The sequence below is a fragment of the Pseudomonas sp. GW822-FHT04C11 genome, assembly GCF_058800905.1.
On sequence record NZ_JBXAMS010000027.1, the window covers coordinates 1 to 19582 of the forward strand.

The 19582-nt window shown below is 59.0% G+C and carries 20 protein-coding genes; 6 read left to right on the top strand and 14 right to left on the bottom strand.

From position 1 onward, the window contains the following. Positions 1-155: 155 nt before the first annotated feature. Together AC1RJ3_RS28640 and mobA are read right to left on the bottom strand one after the other, a co-directional pair. On the bottom strand, positions 156-377 hold the full coding sequence (locus AC1RJ3_RS28640) for a YgdI/YgdR family lipoprotein (RefSeq protein ID WP_054596379.1): 222 nt from the start codon (positions 375-377) through the stop codon (positions 156-158). 76 nt (positions 378-453) lie between these two features. Then, positions 454-1056 carry a molybdenum cofactor guanylyltransferase MobA gene (gene mobA / locus AC1RJ3_RS28645; protein WP_103319807.1) on the bottom strand — a complete coding sequence of 201 codons (603 nt, stop codon included), beginning with the start codon at positions 1054-1056 and terminating at the stop codon, positions 454-456. An 81-nt stretch (positions 1057-1137) separates the two neighbouring features. Between mobA and moaB the strand changes: the two genes are divergently transcribed. Continuing rightward, positions 1138-1677, top strand: coding sequence for a molybdenum cofactor biosynthesis protein B (gene moaB, locus AC1RJ3_RS28650; RefSeq protein ID WP_054596381.1), 540 nt, complete (start codon positions 1138-1140; stop codon positions 1675-1677). 22 nt (positions 1678-1699) lie between these two features. Continuing rightward, positions 1700-2887, top strand: coding sequence for a molybdopterin molybdotransferase MoeA (locus AC1RJ3_RS28655; RefSeq protein WP_493081850.1), 1188 nt, complete (start codon positions 1700-1702; stop codon positions 2885-2887). A gap of 75 nt (positions 2888-2962) precedes the next feature. Here AC1RJ3_RS28655 and AC1RJ3_RS28660 read toward each other — a convergent pair whose 3' ends face one another. The 4 genes from AC1RJ3_RS28660 to AC1RJ3_RS28675 all read right to left on the bottom strand — a co-directional run bounded on the left by AC1RJ3_RS28660 (position 2963) and on the right by AC1RJ3_RS28675 (position 6026). Next, positions 2963-3271 carry a hypothetical protein gene (locus AC1RJ3_RS28660; protein ID WP_493081821.1) on the bottom strand — a complete coding sequence of 103 codons (309 nt, stop codon included), beginning with the start codon at positions 3269-3271 and terminating at the stop codon, positions 2963-2965. 214 nt (positions 3272-3485) lie between these two features. Beyond that, entirely contained in the window at positions 3486-4145 is a 660-nt protein-coding gene (locus AC1RJ3_RS28665) for a response regulator (RefSeq protein ID WP_054596384.1), read from the bottom strand. Further along, positions 4142-5035 carry a sensor histidine kinase gene (locus AC1RJ3_RS28670; RefSeq protein WP_054596385.1) on the bottom strand — a complete coding sequence of 298 codons (894 nt, stop codon included), beginning with the start codon at positions 5033-5035 and terminating at the stop codon, positions 4142-4144. The genes AC1RJ3_RS28665 and AC1RJ3_RS28670 overlap by 4 nt, the downstream gene beginning before the upstream one ends. Before the next feature lie 520 nt (positions 5036-5555). Next, positions 5556-6026, bottom strand: a complete 471-nt coding sequence (locus tag AC1RJ3_RS28675; RefSeq protein WP_054596386.1) for a hypothetical protein — start codon at positions 6024-6026, stop codon at positions 5556-5558. A 566-nt stretch (positions 6027-6592) separates the two neighbouring features. On the opposite strand from AC1RJ3_RS28675, the gene AC1RJ3_RS28680 reads away from it, so the two are divergent. Further along, complete coding sequence (locus tag AC1RJ3_RS28680; RefSeq protein ID WP_054596387.1) at positions 6593-7528, top strand: chemotaxis protein CheV; 936 nt, start codon at positions 6593-6595, stop codon at positions 7526-7528. Positions 7529-7629: 101 nt separating this feature from the next. Continuing rightward, positions 7630-8436 carry an MOSC domain-containing protein gene (locus AC1RJ3_RS28685; protein ID WP_103319856.1) on the top strand — a complete coding sequence of 269 codons (807 nt, stop codon included), beginning with the start codon at positions 7630-7632 and terminating at the stop codon, positions 8434-8436. A gap of 69 nt (positions 8437-8505) precedes the next feature. On the opposite strand, the gene ppnP is transcribed toward AC1RJ3_RS28685, so the two are convergent. From ppnP to AC1RJ3_RS28725, 8 genes are all read right to left on the bottom strand, one after another. Further along, a complete protein-coding gene (ppnP, locus tag AC1RJ3_RS28690; RefSeq protein WP_007940055.1) occupies positions 8506-8790 on the bottom strand; it encodes a pyrimidine/purine nucleoside phosphorylase in 285 nt (94 codons plus the stop codon). 80 nt (positions 8791-8870) lie between these two features. Then, complete coding sequence (locus AC1RJ3_RS28695) at positions 8871-9413, bottom strand: 3'-5' exonuclease (RefSeq protein WP_054596389.1); 543 nt, start codon at positions 9411-9413, stop codon at positions 8871-8873. Between the two features lie 70 nt (positions 9414-9483). Next, a complete protein-coding gene (locus AC1RJ3_RS28700) occupies positions 9484-11445 on the bottom strand; it encodes an acetyl-CoA carboxylase biotin carboxylase subunit (RefSeq protein ID WP_347929370.1) in 1962 nt (653 codons plus the stop codon). A 59-nt stretch (positions 11446-11504) separates the two neighbouring features. Further along, a complete protein-coding gene (locus AC1RJ3_RS28705; RefSeq protein ID WP_103319818.1) occupies positions 11505-12302 on the bottom strand; it encodes an enoyl-CoA hydratase/isomerase family protein in 798 nt (265 codons plus the stop codon). Next, complete coding sequence (gene atuD, locus AC1RJ3_RS28710) at positions 12299-13456, bottom strand: citronellyl-CoA dehydrogenase (protein ID WP_347929371.1); 1158 nt, start codon at positions 13454-13456, stop codon at positions 12299-12301. Before atuD ends, AC1RJ3_RS28705 begins: the two co-directional genes overlap by 4 nt. A gap of 38 nt (positions 13457-13494) precedes the next feature. Then, the gene (atuC, locus tag AC1RJ3_RS28715) at positions 13495-15111 is read right to left on the bottom strand and encodes a geranyl-CoA carboxylase subunit beta (RefSeq protein WP_347929372.1); all 1617 of its coding nucleotides are present in this window, start codon (positions 15109-15111) and stop codon (positions 13495-13497) included. Positions 15112-15114: 3 nt separating this feature from the next. After that, positions 15115-15984: an SDR family oxidoreductase gene (locus tag AC1RJ3_RS28720; protein ID WP_493081826.1), complete on the bottom strand. Its 870-nt coding sequence runs from the start codon at positions 15982-15984 to the stop codon at positions 15115-15117. A gap of 12 nt (positions 15985-15996) precedes the next feature. After that, positions 15997-17787: an acyclic terpene utilization AtuA family protein gene (locus AC1RJ3_RS28725; RefSeq protein ID WP_493081828.1), complete on the bottom strand. Its 1791-nt coding sequence runs from the start codon at positions 17785-17787 to the stop codon at positions 15997-15999. 180 nt (positions 17788-17967) lie between these two features. Between AC1RJ3_RS28725 and AC1RJ3_RS28730 the strand changes: the two genes are divergently transcribed. Then, positions 17968-18591, top strand: coding sequence for a TetR/AcrR family transcriptional regulator (locus AC1RJ3_RS28730; protein ID WP_054596396.1), 624 nt, complete (start codon positions 17968-17970; stop codon positions 18589-18591). Between the two features lie 105 nt (positions 18592-18696). Further along, complete coding sequence (locus AC1RJ3_RS28735; protein ID WP_173860017.1) at positions 18697-19491, top strand: substrate-binding periplasmic protein; 795 nt, start codon at positions 18697-18699, stop codon at positions 19489-19491. Positions 19492-19582 lie beyond the last annotated feature (91 nt).

Here is a 19582-nt window from a genome sequence, read left to right on the forward strand (position 1 = left end):
TGGACTGCGTAGCAGGCCCAATTCAGGGCCGCTTCGCGCCCCAGCGGGAGCAAGCTCCCTCGCCACAACTGCGGTTGAGCCTGAAACATCGGCTTAAGTGAGTAGCATTGCGCACACTGGCGGGCTTTATCTGTACCAGGCTGTCGCCGTGAGGCTTACAGGTCTTTAACGGTACGAATCTGATCTTTGTTGATGCGGGTTTGCTTGCCATCTAGTTGCTCGAATTCGTAAAAGCCCGACTTGGAATCGAAGTGGGGGGTGTCGACCGACTGGATCTCGCGACCGTCATTCAAGGTGATCACCGCGGGCGATGAGCAACCGGCGAGGGTAGCGAGGCCCAGTGCGAGCATGAGAGTGGCGAGGGTCCGATGAGTCATGTGATTTCTCCGAATATGAATTCTTTTGAGTACTGGGCTGAGACGTATGCCTGGCGTGCAAGTTCCTTGGTTGGCCTCATTCTGGCACGTTGCTGTGCAGGCTTAACAGTTCAGGTGTATTCAGGTTGGCCAGGCGTCGATCGTTTTCGGGGCATTGCAGTGCGATGGCACCCAGGTTGCGCATGATGCGTCCGGGGCTGCGTTCACCCTCGTTCCAGGCGTTTTCAAACTCGCCTGCCAGCGCTACAGGGATAATGCACAGCAACGGTTCCCAATGCTCGCCCTGGCGTAGCATCAAGGGTTTGTCCGGCTGTTGGCGGGCGGCTTCTCGCATGGCCGTGAGCAGTTGGGCATCAATGCGCGGCACGTCGCAGGGCAGTACCATCAGATGGGGATGTCGCGCGACCGCCAACCCGGCGCGAATGCCAGCCAAGGGGCCCGGGAAGTCGCTATTGTCGTCATGCACCAACTGGTCGGCATAAAGCGCGTATTTTTCCATATTGCGGTTGCAGGAAATGATCAGGTCATCGCTCAAGCCTCGAGTCAGGTGATGCAGATGAGCAATCAGAGGCAGGCCTTGCCACACCAGCAGCCCCTTGTCCTGACCGCCCATGCGCTGACCACGTCCTCCCGCCAGAAGCAGGATGGAGCAGGGCGGCAACTGGAAGTTCGAGGTCATGCTGCATCTCCATCGGTGCGCTGAAAAAATGAGGCGCTGTGATATAACACCGGGCTGTTTCTCCTACAACTGGACGAGCCTATGAAAGCCAAGGCTGATGTACCTTTCGCCCCGCTGAACATTGCGGTGCTGACTGTCAGTGATACCCGCACGCTGGAAACCGATACCTCGGGACAGGTCTTCGTTGACCGCCTCAGTGCTGCCGGGCATAACCTGGCCGCGCGTATTCTGCTTAAAGATGACCTCTACAAAATTCGCGCGCAAGTCGCGACATGGATCGCTGACGACGTCGTGCAAGTGGTGCTGATTACGGGCGGTACGGGTTTTACCGGTCGTGACAGTACACCGGAAGCTGTCAGTTGCCTGCTGGATAAGCAGGTCGACGGATTTGGCGAGCTGTTTCGGCAGATCTCGGTTGCGGACATCGGCACCTCGACGGTGCAATCGCGTGCATTGGCAGGGTTGGCCAATGGCACGCTGGTCTGCTGTCTGCCGGGTTCTACCAATGCGGTGCGAACCGGTTGGGACGGGATTCTCGCGGAGCAACTGGATTCGCGGCATCGTCCGTGTAACTTCGTCGCTCACTTGAAACAGGCGGCACCCTGTGAATCCCGTGGGTAAGCCGGGCAAGACCGGCAGCTTGATGCCCGTCGAAGTGGCGCTGGCACGCTTGCTGGAAATGGCTGAGGCGTCGCCAATCCTCGAGCGTGAACGATTGCCGTTGGCCGCGATCCAGGGCCGCGTTCTTGCCGAGGACCTGGTATCGACCCTTGATCTGCCGCCATGGCCCAACAGCGCCATGGATGGTTATGCCTTGCGCCTGGCCGATTGGACTGGCGAGCCACTGGTGGTCAGCCAGAAGATTTTTGCCGGGCAAGCCCCGGAGCCATTGGCCCCCGGTACATGCGCACGGATCTTCACCGGTGCCCCGGTGCCAGCGGGTGCAGACTGCGTAGAAATGCAGGAAAACGCCGAGGTCCAGGCGGACCAACGGGTACGTTTTACCGAGCCGATGCGCGCAGGGCAAAACATTCGCCCACAAGGTCAGGAAACCACGGTGGGTGAACAGGTATTGACCGCCGGTACGCGCCTGGGTCCCATCGAGCAAGGTTTGGCAGCGTCACTGGGGTGTGCAGAACTAGAAGTCGTGCGCAAGGTACGGGTTGCGGTGCTGTCCACCGGAGACGAGTTGGTCGAGCCTGGGCAAGCCCTCGGTCCGGGTCAGATCTATAACAGCAATCGGGTATTGCTGTGCAGTTGGTTGCAGCGTTTAGGCTGCGAAGTGATCGATGCGGGGATTCTGCCGGACGATTTGCAGGCCACTCGCAATCGGCTCGCCGAACTGGGGGATGTCGACCTGATCCTGTCTACGGGCGGTGTATCGGTAGGCGAGGCGGATTTCCTGGGTATTGCGCTGCGCGAAGAGGGCGAACTGGCCTTGTGGAAATTGGCCATCAAGCCGGGGAAACCACTGACGTTCGGGCATTTTCGAGGCGTGCCGGTGATTGGGTTGCCTGGCAATCCTGCGTCGACACTGGTGACCTTCGCCTTGTTGGCACGCCCTTATCTGTTACGCCGCCAAGGCGTGAGAGAGATTCGGCCTTTGCAGTTTCAGGTTCCGGCAGGATTCGCCTGGTCCAAGGCCGGCAATCGCCGTGAATACCTGCGCGGTCGTCTGGAGCATGGGCGGGCAATTATCTACAAGAATCAGAGCTCGGGTGTTTTGCGCAGTGCCGCTTGGGCTGAAGGGCTGGTTGAAGTGCTGGAAGATCGCACGTTGGTCGAGGGTGATTGGGTGAACTTCATCCCCCTGAGTGAAGTGCTGGGCTAGGTCTTTGCGCACTACAGCCTCGCCAGCACCAGGCCCGGTATGGATCACGTCGGGCCTGGTGTTTCGTGGTGCAGGTTATACGTTAAGTAGCGTCACGAGTTGATCGAAGCGGCTGTTGGCAATCCAGCCGAGCAGGCTGATGATCACCGCCGCAGCGCCTGCCGAGTAGGCAAGCCTGTGCTTGATGGACTTGACGTTGTTTCGGACCTCTTCCATATCTCTGCGGATGTACTTGAGGTGGGTCTCCAGCTCTACAACGCGCGGTTCCATGTCGTTCACTCCAGGTGTGTTGACGGTGCAATTGCATTCAATTGGGTGAGCGGGGTGGCCGGTGTTTGGAGGCGCATCCCGGTTCGCTGGAAATCGTAAGTCATGGCTTTGCATTAAGTGCATGGCTCCTTGCCTGATAGACCCTGGTCATATTGCGTGCACATCCTTGTGGATTTTTTGCTGTTGCCTGATAACTGCAGTCACAAGGTGTACCAATGCCAAATGACCGTCAATTGGGCATATTCATCATGACTTGTAAGAAAAAAGTCGACATGTAGGACGCTTCTGAATGCCTGAGGGATAGGCACTACAGGGCGTTGCATCTGGCCTAATCGTCGAGACTGATGATTTGCTCGCGCACGGCAAACAGTACCAGGCCCGCGACATCGAAGATCTGCAAGCGCTTCATGATCTGAGAGCGATGGGTTTCCACCGTTTTGATGCTCAGGCCCAAACCATTGGCAATCTCGCGAGTGGATTTGCCACGCACGATCAAGCGCAGAATCTCTAGCTGGCGAGCCGTCAGATTATGGGTGTCGACGGGTTCTGGCCGGCTTTTCTGGGCACGCACCAGCGCCTGGTTGATCACGGTGTGAGCGATGGCCGGGCTCAGGTAGCGTTCGTTGTTGCGCAAGGCTTCGAGCGCGTGTTCCAGCTCCGTGGCGGTGGTGTCCTTGAGCAGATAGCCGTGAGCGCCTGACTCCAGGGCTTGCATGATCAGCGTCGGGTCGGTGTGCATCGACAGGATCAGCACTTTGCTTTGTGGGCGTACGGCCTTGAGTCTTTGCAGAGCCTCGAGCCCGCCGGTTTCCTTCATGGATATATCCAGCAGGATGATGTCGGGGCTTAGCTTCTCGACCATTTCGAGCAGTTGTGCACCATCATTGGCTTCACCAATGACGGCGTAACCGGGAATGTCCAGAACCAGCGCACGCACGCCGGCTCTGATCAGCGAGTGGTCATCCACCAGAAGCAAGTTACAAGTCAATGTTGAACCTTATTCGTACTGGCTCGTTCGAGCGCGCGGGGCGCCCAGGGGAAAAGTGCTTCGATCTGCGTACCCTTGCCGGGCTCGCTGATGACGCTCAAGGTGCCGCCCAGTTGTTCGACCCGCTCCGACATGCCGGCCATTCCGCGTTGCCCTTCACGACCAGGATGGGTGGCTGGAGAAAAGCCCAGTCCGTCATCGCTGATAAACAGCGCCAGTCCTTGGGGCAGACGTTGCAGGCGAATCAGCAGGTTTTTGGCTTGGGCATGACGCAGCATATTGGTGACGGCTTCCTGAGAAATCCGAAACGCCGCCACCGCCATTTCTTCTGGAATACCGGTCAGGCGCTGCTGGCATTCAAGGCTCCAGTTCACGGCAGTATTGGCCAGCATTTTGAGCAGATGTGCACGCAAACTGGCTTCAAGGCCAAGGCTGGTGAGTTGTCTTGGATTGAGAATGGCCGAGACATCACGAACTTTGGTCAGGGTTTCTTCCAGCGTGTCGCAGAGCAGGGTGCAATGGCTTTGCAGTTCTTCGGGCTGACGTCGCTTGAGCCATTCACTTTGCAGCTTTGCCGCCGTCAGCAATTGGCCGATGTCGTCGTGGAGTTCACGGCTGAGCCGATGGCGTTCGTTTTCCTGTACTTCCAGCAAACGATCGGCCAGTTCCTGAGGCTGGAACCTGATCGATTTTCGCGAACTGCAATACTGCACCCAGACGCTGGTGGCTGCCGCGAGATTCAATATCAGCAGTGCGACTGGAAATTGGCTGGACAGGCAGTAAACCAGCAGGCTGCCCACCGCAGAGCACAGGCACAGCAGCAGTGTGAACCGGCGAACGCTTTTTCGGGAGGGTGGCCAAGAGGCGACTGACTTGAGGCTGGCGTACATAGCGGATGGAGCCAATGAATGTTCGCTGCGGGCAGACCGGTCACGATGGCTGACGGGTCTCTGTGTGGAAAATGCTGGTAATTGAATAGTGAGCTTCAAGTTAGCGCAGTCTGATTGTCAAAATCGAGTGTTGCACTGTACAAGGGGATAGGCTCCGCCTGAAGTCAGAGTGCCATAGCGCAGAACCAACTAATTGGGCCGCATAATACCACTTAACATACCGTTGGTCGCGTTCGCTATATATGTCCAAAGGGTCAGGAATTTAGCCGTTGCTGGACATATGCTCCACGTTGGCGGTCATGGGCTGGTGACTGAGCGTCCAGCATGACTCATTACGTCACTAATCAGTTTGCAGCGCTCTGGACGGGTAGCTCAGGAGGTCGGAAGTCGGCAACTAATGCTTGGGTTATTAATTTGATTCTGACGTTAAAAGATATGAAGTATTCAATTGCGACGCGAAAGCGTTGTTGCTGGAAGTGTTAAAAATTATCAAACGATGCCATGCATTATCTGATGCAACTCAGGCATGTCTTGCCGAAAGCGGAACGCATGCGAATGGCTTGGTGGGTAATGCCAGGCGCGTCGGGGCACGGCCAATTTCCATCGCGAAGGCTTCGATCAACGATAGCTGTTCGGCGTCATCGAGGCTGAGTTGGCCGGTAGTCAGGTCGACCAGTTCAAGTTGCCAGGCCATCAATGTGAAGCACTCTTTCAAGGCACACAGTGCCTGGTCGTTCAGGTCGATTTGATTGCGTGCACCGTTGAGCAAGGCGTGAATGCACATCGAGAACTCGGATACCGCCCGCAGTGCCAATGCATCGGCCCGGTTGGCCAGGGTGAACAGTGTGTTCAGCATGCAATCGATGGCGTCCTGATCATTGTTGATCAGTTGCAGGTGGCTCAGGCATTCCTCGGATTTGGCCAGCAGGGTTTCTGCCTCGATCAAGAATTCGGGCAGTCGCTGATTCCGGTTTTTACGATCGTTCAGCATGCTTTTCTCCACGACATCAAGTCAGGTGATGCAATCAGCCGTATGGCGAACGGGCGTAAGGTACTGCCGGACCACGACCGGAATCTGTAGGGCAGTTCTGATTTTTTGCTGTTGACGATGAACGGTCTGTTTGCGTTCGACGCGAATGCCCCGATGGAGCGAGCCTGATTGACAGCGTAACGAGGTGCCGAACCCATTAGCCGTGAGGCATGAGGTGCGTAACCCGGCGGGCTGAAAAAAGAGCTCGGCAACGGTACTTCGATCACAGACAAAAGCCTGACTCCATTCATGCAGTGAGAATGGCGTCACATTAATGGCTATTGGATATCGCGAATATCAGGCTGATCCCGATTGCGGCTAGGGGATTCCCTGATGTCACGGAACTTGACACGCAAAGACGGGTCGCGCGCAGGGTTGTGCAGTGGATGAAATAGCCGCTTCAGTAGAGCATGATGTTAATGTGACATCAATTCCTTTGCGTGGCATTTTGTTTGCGGGTCAAGATTGCGTGAGATCCGCCGATAACTTTCTTTAGTGAATTCATCAGAAAAGCCCAGGAGTCATCAATGGCCGGCATTCTCGACACAGTAGATCAACGCACACAGCTGGTGGGTGAGAATCGCCTGGAAATTCTCATGTTTCGCCTGGCCGGTCGGCAGTTATTTGCAATCAACGTCTTCAAGGTGCAGGAAGTCCTGCAATTGCCAAAGCTGACGTTGATGCCGCAGCGTCACCCGTTTGTCTGTGGTGTGGTCAATCTGCGTGGCCAGACATTGCCGGTGATCGACCTGTCCCAGGCCATCGGCATGCGACCGCTGGTGCCGGGGCCCAACAGCACCATCATCGTGACCGAGTACAACCGCTCGGTGCAGGCCTTCCTGGTCGGTGGCGTCGATCGCATCGTCAACATGAACTGGGAAGCTATTCTGCCGCCGCCAACCAGTGCCGGGCGCCAGCATTACCTGACGGCCATCAGCAAGGTCGATGATCAACTGGTGGAGATCATCGACGTCGAAAAAGTACTCGCCGAGATCGTGCCTTACAACGCCAAGGTTTCGCGTGACAAGCTCGAAGACCCGGTGCTGGAGCGCGCCCGCGGTCGTGAAGTGCTGCTGGTGGACGACTCCAATGTTGCCCTGTCCCAGTTGCGCGATACCCTGGGTCAGCTCGGGGTGAAAATGCACATCGCCAGTGACGGTCTGAAGGCGCTGAACATGCTCAAGGCCTGGGCCGATACGGGTGTGGTCATGACCGACAAATTGCTGATGATCTTCACCGACGCGGAAATGCCCGAGATGGACGGTTACCGCCTGACTACCGAGATTCGCAACGATCCACGCTTGCGCGGCCTGTACGTCGTCCTGCATACCTCGCTGTCCGGCAGCTTCAACGACTCGATGGTGAAGAAGGTCGGTTGTGACAACTTCCTCTCGAAATTCCAGCCAGACAAACTGGTCGACGTGGTGCGCCAGCGCCTGATGCTCGACGCAGTCCCGGCCTGACGGAACGTCACGGGCAGGCAGGATATCTGCCCGTGATGTGCTTCTTTGATTCATCAGCCGGCTCGTATATCGTGGCGCTTTTGCCCACCAGGGAGCTGGCCATGTTGCGTCTGAGCGCGCTTTACCGTTATCCACTCAAGTCCGGCAAGGGCGAAATCCTGCAACAGGCCAGCCTGGACAAACTGGGGCTGGAGGGGGATCGACGCTGGATGCTGGTGGACGAGGCCAGCGGACGTTTCCTGACACAACGTGCGGAATCGGGAATGAGCCAGTTGTCGGCGTTGTGGAATACCTCCGGCGGTCTGACGCTCAGTGCACCCGGTCACTCGTCGATCGATATTGCCTTGCCTGCCAGCGACGCTGAACTGCGTGGCGTGACCATCTGGCGCGATACCTTGCGAGTTCCCGATGCGGGGGAGGCTGCCGGCGCCTGGGTCAGTGAATTCATTGGCAAACCTACCCGATTGGTGCAGGTGCCCGAGGCGCTGGCCCGTACCACTCAGGCCGGCTACGGCAAGGAGGACGATAAAGTCGCCTTTGCCGACGGTTTTCCGCTGTTGTTGATTGGTCAGGCGTCGCTTGAGGACTTGTCGCAACGGGTCGGCCGTCCACTGGAGATGCTGCGTTTTCGACCGAATCTGGTGATCGAGGGCAGCGAGGCATTTGCCGAGGACGGCTGGAAGCGCATTCGCATTGGCGATGTCGAGTTTCGTGTGGTCAAGCCGTGTTCACGCTGCATTCTCACCACCATCGACCCGCAAACCGGTGAGCGCAGTGACGACCGTGAACCCTTGGCGACGCTGCAGAAATACCGTGCGCAAGAGGATGGCGCGATGTTTGGCCAGAACCTGGTCAACGACGGCAATGGCCGGCTCGAAGTCGGCATGCCGGTAGAGATTCTCGAATGAGGCTGTAATGCTGGAATGAAAAATGCCCGTGTCTTTCGACACGGGCATTTTTTTATCGCGGTGAAACGCTTAGCCGCGGTATTCGCACAGGTAAGCGGTGTCGACGGCGACTTTCAGCTGGAACTTGCTGTTGGCCGGTACGTTGAACTGGCTGCCGGCGGCGAAGGTTTCCCAGTCGCTGCTGTCAGGCAGTTTGACGGTCAGGGCCCCGGAAACCACGTGCATGATCTCACGCTGGCTGGTGCCGAATTCGTATTCGCCCGGTGCCATGACGCCAATGGTGGCCGGACCTTCAGCGGTGCCGAAGGCAATCGACTTGACGGTGCCGTCGAAGTACTCGTTGACTTTAAACATGGGCGATTCCTCGAAATGGGCTAAAAAGGCCGGCCAGTATGCACAAGGCCTTTTCGTCCGTCACCTGTTGCCCTCAAGGATCAGGCCGGAAGAATCAGCGGTAACAACCGCGCAGTATTACGTGCATCTTCCAGCGCCCGGTGCTGTTGACCGGTAAATTGCATACCCGCCAATTGCAGAGCGCCATTGAGCCCCAACGGCCGCTCCAGTCGACGGGCCTTGGCAAAGCGTTGCTTCAGGTTCATGTGGGGGACTCGGCTGAGGGCACTATCGAGTTGCAGGCTTCGCCATTCCTGAAGCAGTTGTTGTCGGTCGTAATCGCCCCAGCTGGCCCAACCTTCAAGGCGCGTATGATGCTGGCCGAGCCAGCGCTCGAACAGCGGCCAGACCTCGGTCAGTGGCTGGGCAGCGTCGATATTGGCTTGGGTTATGTGGGTCAGTTCGCGACAGAAAGGGGTCAGCAGCGGTCGTCGCAGGGGCCGAACGAATCGCTGGAAGTAGTCCAGTTCGCGGCCTGCGCGATTGACCAGGGTGGCGCCGATTTCGATGATTTCCATCTCGGTTACTGGCCAGCCACCGTCATCGGTGGTCGCTTCGAGATCAATTACCAGCCAATGAGGCATCGCAGGTTTCCTGGTGTCCGCGTCCTGATGAGGCTGAGCGTAGCCAAATGCGATGGATCCGCCTAGCGGCTTATTCAACCTCCAACAAAATCTGACGATTTTTTACCTGATCGCCGGGGCTGACCTGCAGCCGTTTGATCACACCGTCGATGCCAGCCTTGAGCGGGTGCTCCATTTTCATTGCCTCCAGCACCAGCAACAGCTGCCCCTTGGTCACCGATGAGCCTTCACTGACCAGTACGTCGACAATCGCACCATCCATCGGGGCTTTCAGCGTGCCGGTGCTGGTGCCGACCTGGCCGCTGACGGGCGCCAATGTCTGGTCTTGCAGCAGCAAGCTGCCGGGGCGAGTGAACAACCACAGTTGTCCGGCGGCCAGTTGATAGGCGTAGCGGCGGCGAATGCCGTTGATTTCCAGGTTGGCCGAGCGGGCGTTGATATCGAGTAGTTTCAGTTGCAGCGTTTCCCCGGCGACTTGAATGCTCAGTTGCCCGTCGGGCAGGGCCGTCACTTCGGTTGACCAACGATCGCCGTTGAGGCCGATCTGTTGCAACAGCGGCGCGTTGGCGTTGTTGCGCCAACCGGCAAGTCCTGGCGGATGAGCGCCAGCGGACTGCTGATAGAACAGCGCCGTGGCGATAGCCAGCTCTTCGGCTGTGGGCGCGTGCGAGTGGAGGCTTGGGTGATCGGCGAAGTGTTGTGCGATGAACCCGGTATTGAAGGTCCCGGTGATGAACTGCGGATGCTCCAGCAAACCGGCGAGCAGACGCTGATTGGTTTGCAAGCCCAGCAAGGCACTGTCCTGGACTGCCCGCAGTAACTTGCGCCGAGCCTCCTCGCGGGTGGCGCCGTAAGCGATGATTTTGCCAAGCAACGGGTCGTAAAACGGGCTGACCTGCTGACCCTCAAGCAAGCCGTGGTCAATGCGCACCCCGTCCGCGAGGGCCGGTTCCCAACGCATAATGCGCCCGGTCTGGGGCAGGAAATCCTGCGCCGGATCTTCGGCGTAAAGACGCACCTCCATCGCGTGGCCCTTGAGTTCGACCTGTTCCTGGCGCAACGGCAGCGGTAACCCAGCGGCGACATCCAGTTGCCAGGCCACCAGGTCCAGGCCGGTAATCATCTCGGTCACCGGGTGCTCGACCTGCAGGCGGGTGTTCATCTCCAGAAAGTAAAACTGCCCCCGCGCATCGAGCAAGAACTCCACGGTGCCGGCGCCGACGTAATTCACCGCGCGTCCGGCCTTCAGCGCAGCCTCGCCCATGGCGTCGCGCAATTCGGCTGTCATCACCGGACACGGCGCTTCTTCGATGACTTTTTGATGGCGACGCTGGATCGAGCAGTCGCGCTCGCCGAGGTAGATCAGGTTGCCATGCTGGTCACCGAACAGTTGAATCTCGACATGGCGCGGTTCGATCAGCGCTTGTTCGAGAATCAACTCGTCGCTGCCAAACGCGTGCAGGGCTTCGGAGCGTGCGGTGCGGATCTGCGCAAGCAATTCATCCGCAGTGTGCACCAGGCGCATGCCGCGCCCACCGCCGCCGGCGCTGGCCTTGATCATCAGCGGATAGCCAATGCGTTCGGCTTCGCGGCTGAGGGTAGCGTCATCCTGCTCCGCTCCTTGGTAACCGCCGATGCACGGCACGCCAGCGGCAAGCATGGCAATTTTCGACAGGCGTTTGCTGCCCATCAGTTCGATGGCCGCAGGATCCGGACCGATAAAGGTGATGCCGGCCTGGGCGCATGCCGTGGCGAATTCAGCGTTTTCCGAGAGGAAGCCGTAGCCGGGATGGATCGCGTCCGCGCCGCTGCGCAATGCAGCGTCGATGATCGCCGCACTGTTCAGGTAGGACTGGGCAACAGCAGCGGGGCCGATGTTGACCGCTTCATCGGCCATGCGCACATGCAGAGCGTCGGCGTCGGCATCGCTGAACACCGCCACCGTGCGATAGCCCAACGCCTGGGCGGTACGCTGGATGCGGCAGGCTATTTCACCGCGGTTGGCGATGAGGATTTTGCGCAGGGTGGGCATTTGTGGGTTCCCTTGGGGTAGGCGGTATGTGAGGGCCTCATCGCGAGCAAGCTTTGCTCCTATGGCGCCCAACCCGGTTTGCGCTTTTGTACGAAGGCCATCGTCCCTTCGACACCTTCCGCCCCGGTCACGGCTTCACTGAACCAATCGGCTGCCTGGTCGAGCAACGGTCCCATGGACTGTTCGGTGCTGGCCAGCAACAAGGCCTTGGTCGCGGCATTGGCGCCAGGCGCGCAGCACAGCACATGCGCGAGCACCGCATCCAGACGTTCGGCCAAGGCTTGGGCATCGTGTTCGACAAAATGCACCAGCCCCAGACGCCGCGCTTCATGCCCGTCAAAACGCGCGGCGGTCAGCGCCAGGCGTCGTGCCTGAGTGAGGCCGATACGCTGGACCACGAACGGTGCGATTTGCGCCGGCAGCAGGCCGAGGCTGGTTTCCGGCAAGCCGAACTGGGCGTTGTGATCGGTCAGTGCAATGTCGCTGACACACACCAGACCGAAGCCGCCGCCGAGCACCGCGCCTTGCAACACCGTGATCAGCACTTGCGGCGCGTGCTGGGCTTCTTCGAGCAGGGCGCCAAACGCGCGGTTCAATTCGCGGTAGGCCTGCTGACCTTGAGCGCGGGCATTGGCCATGTCTTTCAAATCACCGCCGGCAGAAAAATGCCCGCCGGCACCGCCGAGCACTATCGCGCGGATGTCCCGGTCATCGCGCACCGCCGCGAGTACCGCGCGCAATTCGGCGACCATCTGCAAGCTCATGGCGTTGCGGCAGTCTGGCCGGTTCAAGGTGAGGTGCAGAACGCCGTTGTGCAGTTCCAGCAGCAGGGTCTGGCAAACGGGCAAGGTGGTCATTTTTTCTTCCCGGGCAGGATGCCCATCAATTTGCAGATGATCCCCAGCATGATCTCGTCGGCGCCGCCGCCAATCGACACCAGCCGTACATCGCGGTAGGCACGGGCCACCGGGTTGTCCCACATATAGCCCATGCCACCCCAGTATTGCAGGCAACTGTCGCTGACTTCCCGGCCCAGCCGCCCGGCCTTGAGTTTGGCCATGGACGCCAGGCGCGTGACGTCCTGGCCTTTGACGTATTGCTCGGTGGCCTGGTAGACCAGCGCCCGCAGGCATTCGATTTCGGTTGCAAGCTCGGCGAGGCGGAAGTGAATCACCTGGTTGTCGATCAGCGCAGTGCCAAAGGTCTTGCGCTCCTTGCAATACTCGATAGTGCTGTCGATGCAGTATTCCAGGCCCTTGATCATGTTCGCCGCACCGAACAGGCGTTCTTCCTGAAACTGCAGCATTTGCATCATGAAGCCTGCGCCTTCATGGCCGATGCGGTTACGTTGCGGCACGCGCACATTGTCGAAAAATACCTGGGCGGTTTCCGAACTGCGCATGCCGAGTTTGTCCAGAGGCGAACTGAGGCTGATGCCGGGGCTGTTCATCGGCACCATGATCAACGACTTGTTGATGTGCGCCTTGTCGTCCGAGGTGTTGGCCAGCAGGCAGATGAAGTCGGCGCTTGGGGAGTTGGTGATCCACATTTTGCTGCCGTTGATCACGTAGTCGCCGCCGTCCTTGCGCGCGGTGGTTTTCAGCCCGGCGACATCAGAGCCGGCACCGACTTCCGAGACGCCGATGCAGCCGACCTGTTCACCGGTGATCGCCGGGCGGAGGAATTCTTCACGCAGCTCGTCGGAGCCAAAACGGGCGAGGGCCGGGGTGCACATGTCGGTCTGCACGCCAATCGACATCGGAATCCCGCCGCAATGAATGGTCCCGAACTCTTCAGCGGCGACAATCGAATAGCTGTAGTCCAGGCCCATGCCACCGAATTTTTCCGGTTTGGAAATCCCCAACAGACCGAGCGCACCGGCCTTGCGGAAAATCTCGTGGATCGGAAAGCGCCCGGCTTTTTCCCATTCATCGACGTACGGGTTGATTTCACGGTCGACAAAATGACGGACAGTACGGCGCAGTTCTTCGTGTTCCTGGGTGAAGATCATTTTTATTGTTCTCCCTAAATCGGGTGGTGATCAGAGCCTCAAAAACGTGCGATACCGAAACTGTTCGGTTGCAACTGACGAACCTCGGCCTCATGGCAGATATCCAGCAGATAGCCGAGCAAGGTGCGCGTATCGCGTGGATCGATCAGCCCGTCGTCCCACAGGTTGGCGCTGCCGTAGAGTGCGGTGGACTGGCTGTCGAGTTTTTGCGCGGTGACCTGTTCCAGCGTGTCGAGCATCTTCGGGTCCGGGACCAAACCGTCCTTGGCCTGCCTGGCTTCGCTGACAATGCGCAGCACCTTGCCGGCCTGGGCGCCACCCATCACGGCGGTGCGGCTGTTGGGCCAGGCGAAGATGAAACGCGGGTCGAGCCCGCGGCCGCACATTGCATAGTTGCCGGCGCCGTAAGAGCCGCCGACCACCATGGTCAGCTTCGGTACCCGGGCGTTGGCGACAGCCTGAATCATCTTCGCGCCGTGTTTGATCACCCCTTGCTGTTCCGATTCGGTGCCGACCATGAAACCGGTGGTGTTATGGAAAAACAGCAGCGGTGTCTGGCTCTGGTCGCAGAGCTGGATGAACTGCGCGGCCTTGCTGGCACCTTGCGGGGTGATCGGACCGTTGTTGCCGATGAAACCGCAGGGCCGCCCCTGGATCTTCAAATGACCGCACATCGTTTGCTGATCGAACTCGCCCTTGAACTCGAGAAAGCGCGAGCCATCGGCGATGCGCGCAATGATCTCGCGCACGTCGTAGGGCTTTTTCGGATCGTCGGGAATCAGCCCCAGCAGTTCGTCGATGGGGTAGAGCGGTTCGTCCCAGTGTTCGGCGCTGCGTTGTGGTAACTGCGCATTCCACGGCAACAGGCTGACGATTTCGCGTACCAGGCGCACGCCGTCGGTATCGTTTTCGGCCAGGTACTCGGCGGTGCCGGCGATTTGCGCGTGCATCTCGGCGCCGCCGAGTGCTTCATCGGTGGCGACTTCGCCGGTAGCGGCCTTGAGCAGTGGGGGGCCGGCGAGAAACAGCTTGGCCTTGCCGCGCACCACCACCACGTAGTCCGAGAGCCCAGGCTGATAAGCGCCGCCAGCGGTGGCCGAACCGTGCACCACGGTGATTTGCGGCAAACCCATGGCCGACATCCGCGCCTGATTGGCGAAACTGCGCGCACCCTCGACGAAAATCTCCGCGGCGTAATTGAGATTGGCGCCGCCACTCTCGGCGAGGGTGATCACCGGCAGTTTGTTTTCCATGGCGATCTGTTGCAGGCGCAGGGATTTCTTCAGGCCACTGGGAGAAATGGTGCCGCCCTTGATCGCGCTGTTATTGGCGACCACCAGCACCCGCACACCGGACACATAACCAATTCCGGCGATCAACCCGCCACCGGCCTGGCTGCCGTCCTTGTCGTCGTGCAGTTTGTAGCCGGCCAGGCTCGCCAGCTCAAGAAACGGTGCGCCAGGATCGAGCAGCAGGTTCAGCCGTGCGCGAGGCAGGAGTTGCCCGCGTTTGTCGAATTTCGGTTTGGCCTCTGCGGCTTTGGCCAGCAGGTTGCGTTCCAACTGGCGGAACTGTTCGATGTTGCTCAACATCGCCTCGCGGTTCTGCGCAAACTGCCGGCTGTGGATGTCGAGTTGCGATTCAATCTGTGGCATGGATCAGTCCTCGCCCTTGAGCACATCGGGTAAGCCTGCGCGGTGAAAGCCATTGAAGGATTCACTGTGCTGCGCCTTGTGCAGTGGCCAGGCGCGACCGCCGAGGCTCGCCGCACCGTCGATCCGCAGTGTGCTGCCACTGATAAAGGCCGCCGCCGGGCTCAGCAGGAAAACGATCGCCGCGCTGACTTCCGATTCAGTGCCAATCCGCTTGAGCGGCACGTGTTCGCGCAGGGTCGGGATCAGCGCTTTGAACGCACCTTCGTAGGTGTCCATGCCGCTGGAGGCAATCCAGCCAGGCGCCACCGCGTTGACCCGCACCCCGGCGTAACCCCATTCGACTGCGGCGGTCTTGGTGAAGTTGTCCATGCCCGAACGCGCCGCGCCCGAATGGCCCATGCCGGGCATGCCACCCCACATGTCGGCAAGCATGTTGACGATGCTGCCACCGTGCTTGCTCATTGACTGATTGAACACCTCCCGAGCCATCAGGAACCCGCCCACCAGATTGGTCCGTAGCACGGTTTCGAATCCTTTCTGATTGATCGAGGCCAAGGGCGCCGGGTATTGGCCGCCAGCATTATTGACCAGGCCATGAATCGGCCCGTGGTCCTTGATCAGTTGCCCGACCAATTGCGTGACCGCTTCTTCATCGCGAATGTCGCAGGCCTGCCAATCCGCCTTGCCACCGTCCTCGATGATTTCCGCCGCGACCTTTTGCAGCTTCTCGGGTTTGCGCCCGACTAACAGCACATGAGCGCCGAGGGCCGCCAGCTCATGCGCGGTGCAACGGCCAATGCCACTGCCGCCACCGGTGACAATAATCGTCTGGCCGGAAAACAGCTCGGGTTTGAATATCGAATCAAAGGCCACGGCAACCGTCCTCTACTTGACTTGGTCAGCGATGCCTTGCGGCACCGGGATCTGGATTTCCAATAGCTGCTGGGCGAACGCCTTGCCTTGCGGGTCGATTCGCAGGCTGGCCACGCCACCGCCACCGAGGGCGTTTTCCAGGAGAAAGTTCAGGCTGTGAGTACCGGGCAAATACCAGCGCTCGACACGTCCGTGGATCGGGTCAAGCACGTGACTCATCCAGTCGACGATCACCGCAGGTGTCAGTGCTTCGGCGATCCACGGCAGGTATTCGGGGGCGCGGGCCATGACGCCGATGTTGCTGTGATTGCCCTTGTCGCCGGAGCGCGCCACCGCGAGTTTCACCAGCGCCACACTGGCGTCGGCGCGAGCGTGGGGTTTGGGCGGATCAAAGGGCAGCGGCAGGTCGGCAACGTCGAGGTGATCGAGGGCAGGCAGGGCGCAGGGATAACGTTGGCCTTGCAGGTCGACTTCCAGCACGCAGGTATTTTTGTCGATCAGGAACGAGAACAGACGAATCAATGGGTACACGGTTGGCCGGCCTCCGACGATTCCGGTCAACCCCGGCGCCATGCCGGTGGCGGCTTGGGCGATCTCGCGGGAAAACAGGATCAGCGCTTGTTTGTCTGGGTGCCGCACCGCCAGTTTGATCACTACTTCGCGGCTGTCCTGGCGCTGACCATGCGGACCATAAGTCGCTTCGCTGCCGAGCAGCTCAATATTCACTTCGCTGTAGGGCGCCCAGCCGCGTTGGCTGAACATTTCCGAGGTCTTGGCAATGATCGCCTGGCTCACCCGACGTGCCTTGGCCACCGCGTCGATCCCGGCGATCAGGCAACTGGCGGTGCAGCGAAAGCCGTCCGGCCAGGTCGCGCAGACCTTGTATTGACGGGGAGGTGGCAAGCCTTTGGCGCCGTGAACGTGTACGGCGTTGTTGGCGTGTTGCTGGAGTTTGACCAGGCTGAAATCGCAGACCACATCGGGCAGCAGATAGGCGCGAGGATTGCCGATTTCGTACAGCAGTTGCTCGCCGACGCTCAGCGGTGTGACCAAACCGCCGGTACCTTCGGGTTTACTGACGATGAACTGGCCGTCGGCGCTGACTTCGACGATGGGGAAACCGATGTGTTCGTAGTCGGGCACCTTTCGCCAATCGGTGAAATTGCCACCGGTGCACTGTGCGCCGCATTCGATGAGATGCCCGGCCAGCGCGGCCTGGGCCAGTTTGTCGTAGTCCTGCCATGACCAGCCGAACTCATGCACCAATGCCGCGCTGACCACGGCGCTGTCGACCACCCGGCCGGTGATAACGATGTCCGCACCCAGGCGTAGCGCCTCGACGATGCCGGGGGCGCCGAGGTAGGCGTTGGTCGACACGCACATTGGCGGCAGTGGGGCGCCGCTGAACATTTCCTTTATGCCGCTGGTAGCCAATTGCTTGAACTGCGGTTGCAGGTCATCACCGAGCAACACGGCGATCTTCAGTGGCACACCGGCTTTATCGCACGCCGCTTGCAGCGCTGCTGCGCAGGCCAGTGGGTTGACCCCGCCGGCGTTGCTGATCACGCGGATGTTCTGTTCGCAAAGTTGCTTGAGGAGCGGGCTGAGGACTTCGACGAAGTCGGTCGCGTAACCGGCCTGGGGATCTTTCATTCGCGCGCCGGCCAGCAGCGACATAGTGATTTCTGCCAGATAGTCGAACACCAGATAGTCCAGCTGGGCACCGTCAACCAATTGCGCGGCGGCGGTCGAGGTATCGCCCCAGAAGGCACTGGCGCAGCCGATACGAACGGTTTTGTTCATTGCAAGCCTCCGACAGAAGTGGCTCGAGACTACCAAGCAAGCGCTTGGTTTGTAAATGCTGGTTACATCTTCTGCCCAAGCGCTTGCTTGGTCGTCCCGGTCAGCTTAAATTGCCCGCGCAAACCCATTGCATTCGTGGTGTGATCGCACAATTGATTGAGCGACTGTAGGAGAGAACGGGTGGACGAGCAAAAAGCCCTGCTGGTAATGCGCGAGTTGGTCGACAACGGGCAACTGACCGATCCCGACAGCGCTCGCGGCAAACTGCTGCAAATGGCTGCTCACCTGTTTCGCAACAAGGGCTACGAGCGCACCACGGTGCGTGATCTGGCCAGTGCGGTCGGGATTCAGTCGGGAAGCATTTTTCATCACTTCAAAAGCAAGGATGAAATCCTGCGGGCGGTGATGGAAGAAACCATTCGCTACAACACCGCATTGATGCGCGCCTCCCTGGCGCAAGCGACCAATGTGCGCGAGCGGGTGCTGGCACTGATCCGCTGTGAGTTGCAGTCGATCATGGGCGGCAGCGGCGAAGCAATGGCGGTGCTGGTCTACGAATGGCGTTCGCTTTCGCAAGAAGGTCAGGCCCAGGTGCTAGCGCTGCGCGATATCTATGAGCAGATCTGGTTGCAGGTACTGGGTGAGGCGAAAGACGCCGGTTTCATTCGCGGCGACGTATTTATTACCCGACGTTTTCTAACCGGCGCGCTGTCCTGGACCACCACCTGGTTTCGGCCGGATGGCAGCATGAGCCTCGATCAATTGGCCGACGAAGCCTTGATTCTGGTGTTGGAAGAAAAGTGACCGTTTCGCAAAAACTTATTAAATAGCCATCACCAAGTTGTCGAAGCGGATAAAACCGCCTAGCTTGGTTGTAGTCGATATATTTTTAGAGGTGGGCTCGTTTTGATGTCTTCGCCAGTTCGGAAGGCTTTACGGATTTCGCTGATGGCGCTGGGTGCGCTATCCGTACTCCCGGTTTCGGCCGCACAAGTAGTGCAGGTGGGCGCTGCGCACTTTCCGCCGTACACCGTTCGACCGGAGAATGGCGACGATACCGGGTTGCTACCGCAGTTGGTCGAGGCGCTGAACCACTCGCAAACCGACTATGAGTTCAAACTCGTGCCGACTTCCTTGCAGCGTCGATTCGGTGATTTCCAGGATGGCCGGACTGACATGGCAATCTTCGAAAATCCGGAGTGGGGTTGGAAGGATATCCCGCACAGCACCGTCGACATGGGGCTGGAAGATGCTGAAATCTTTGTCGCACAGAGCAAGCCGGATCGTCAGCAGGGTTACTTCACCGATTTGAAAGGCAAGCGTCTGGCGCTGTACAGCGGTTATCACTATGAATTCGCCAATTTCAATAACGATCCGCAATTTCTCAAGGACAGTTACAACGCGACGCTCACGACTTCTCACGACAGCAATATTTTAATGGTTCTGCGCAATCGCGCCGACATTGCACTGGTCACGCGTTCGTACCTCTACGATTACCTGCTGCGCAATGAAAAGGTCAGGCCGCAGTTGTTGGTATCCCAGCGCATCGATCAGGTTTATCACCATTACGCGCTGTTACGTCCGCAAGCGCCGATCAGCGCGGAAACCTTCGGCAAGTTGCTGCAGGGGTTGCGGGATAACGGGCAGATGCTGAAGATTTTCGATCCGTACAAGATTGCCATCGTGCCGGTGCCTAAAAGCTGAAGTCAGGCCAACCCTTTGACCTGAAACCTGCGCTTGCTCGGTAAGGCTCAAGGCGGTATCTCCAGAACGGTCCAAAAAAAACTGAACCACA

Coding starts and splice junctions, on each gene's coding strand:
- AC1RJ3_RS28640 (WP_054596379.1), bottom strand. CDS start 377: ATGACTCATCGGACCCTCGCCACTCTCATGCTCGCACTGGGCCTCGCT.
- mobA (WP_103319807.1), bottom strand. CDS start 1,056: ATGACCTCGAACTTCCAGTTGCCGCCCTGCTCCATCCTGCTTCTGGCG.
- moaB (WP_054596381.1), top strand. CDS start 1,138: ATGAAAGCCAAGGCTGATGTACCTTTCGCCCCGCTGAACATTGCGGTG.
- AC1RJ3_RS28655 (WP_493081850.1), top strand. CDS start 1,700: ATGCCCGTCGAAGTGGCGCTGGCACGCTTGCTGGAAATGGCTGAGGCG.
- AC1RJ3_RS28660 (WP_493081821.1), bottom strand. CDS start 3,271: ATGCAAAGCCATGACTTACGATTTCCAGCGAACCGGGATGCGCCTCCA.
- AC1RJ3_RS28670 (WP_054596385.1), bottom strand. CDS start 5,035: ATGTACGCCAGCCTCAAGTCAGTCGCCTCTTGGCCACCCTCCCGAAAA.
- AC1RJ3_RS28675 (WP_054596386.1), bottom strand. CDS start 6,026: ATGCTGAACGATCGTAAAAACCGGAATCAGCGACTGCCCGAATTCTTG.
- AC1RJ3_RS28680 (WP_054596387.1), top strand. CDS start 6,593: ATGGCCGGCATTCTCGACACAGTAGATCAACGCACACAGCTGGTGGGT.
- AC1RJ3_RS28685 (WP_103319856.1), top strand. CDS start 7,630: ATGTTGCGTCTGAGCGCGCTTTACCGTTATCCACTCAAGTCCGGCAAG.
- ppnP (WP_007940055.1), bottom strand. CDS start 8,790: ATGTTTAAAGTCAACGAGTACTTCGACGGCACCGTCAAGTCGATTGCC.
- AC1RJ3_RS28695 (WP_054596389.1), bottom strand. CDS start 9,413: ATGCCTCATTGGCTGGTAATTGATCTCGAAGCGACCACCGATGACGGT.
- AC1RJ3_RS28700 (WP_347929370.1), bottom strand. CDS start 11,445: ATGCCCACCCTGCGCAAAATCCTCATCGCCAACCGCGGTGAAATAGCC.
- AC1RJ3_RS28705 (WP_103319818.1), bottom strand. CDS start 12,302: ATGACCACCTTGCCCGTTTGCCAGACCCTGCTGCTGGAACTGCACAAC.
- atuD (WP_347929371.1), bottom strand. CDS start 13,456: ATGATCTTCACCCAGGAACACGAAGAACTGCGCCGTACTGTCCGTCAT.
- atuC (WP_347929372.1), bottom strand. CDS start 15,111: ATGCCACAGATTGAATCGCAACTCGACATCCACAGCCGGCAGTTTGCG.
- AC1RJ3_RS28725 (WP_493081828.1), bottom strand. CDS start 17,787: ATGAACAAAACCGTTCGTATCGGCTGCGCCAGTGCCTTCTGGGGCGAT.
- AC1RJ3_RS28735 (WP_173860017.1), top strand. CDS start 18,697: ATGTCTTCGCCAGTTCGGAAGGCTTTACGGATTTCGCTGATGGCGCTG.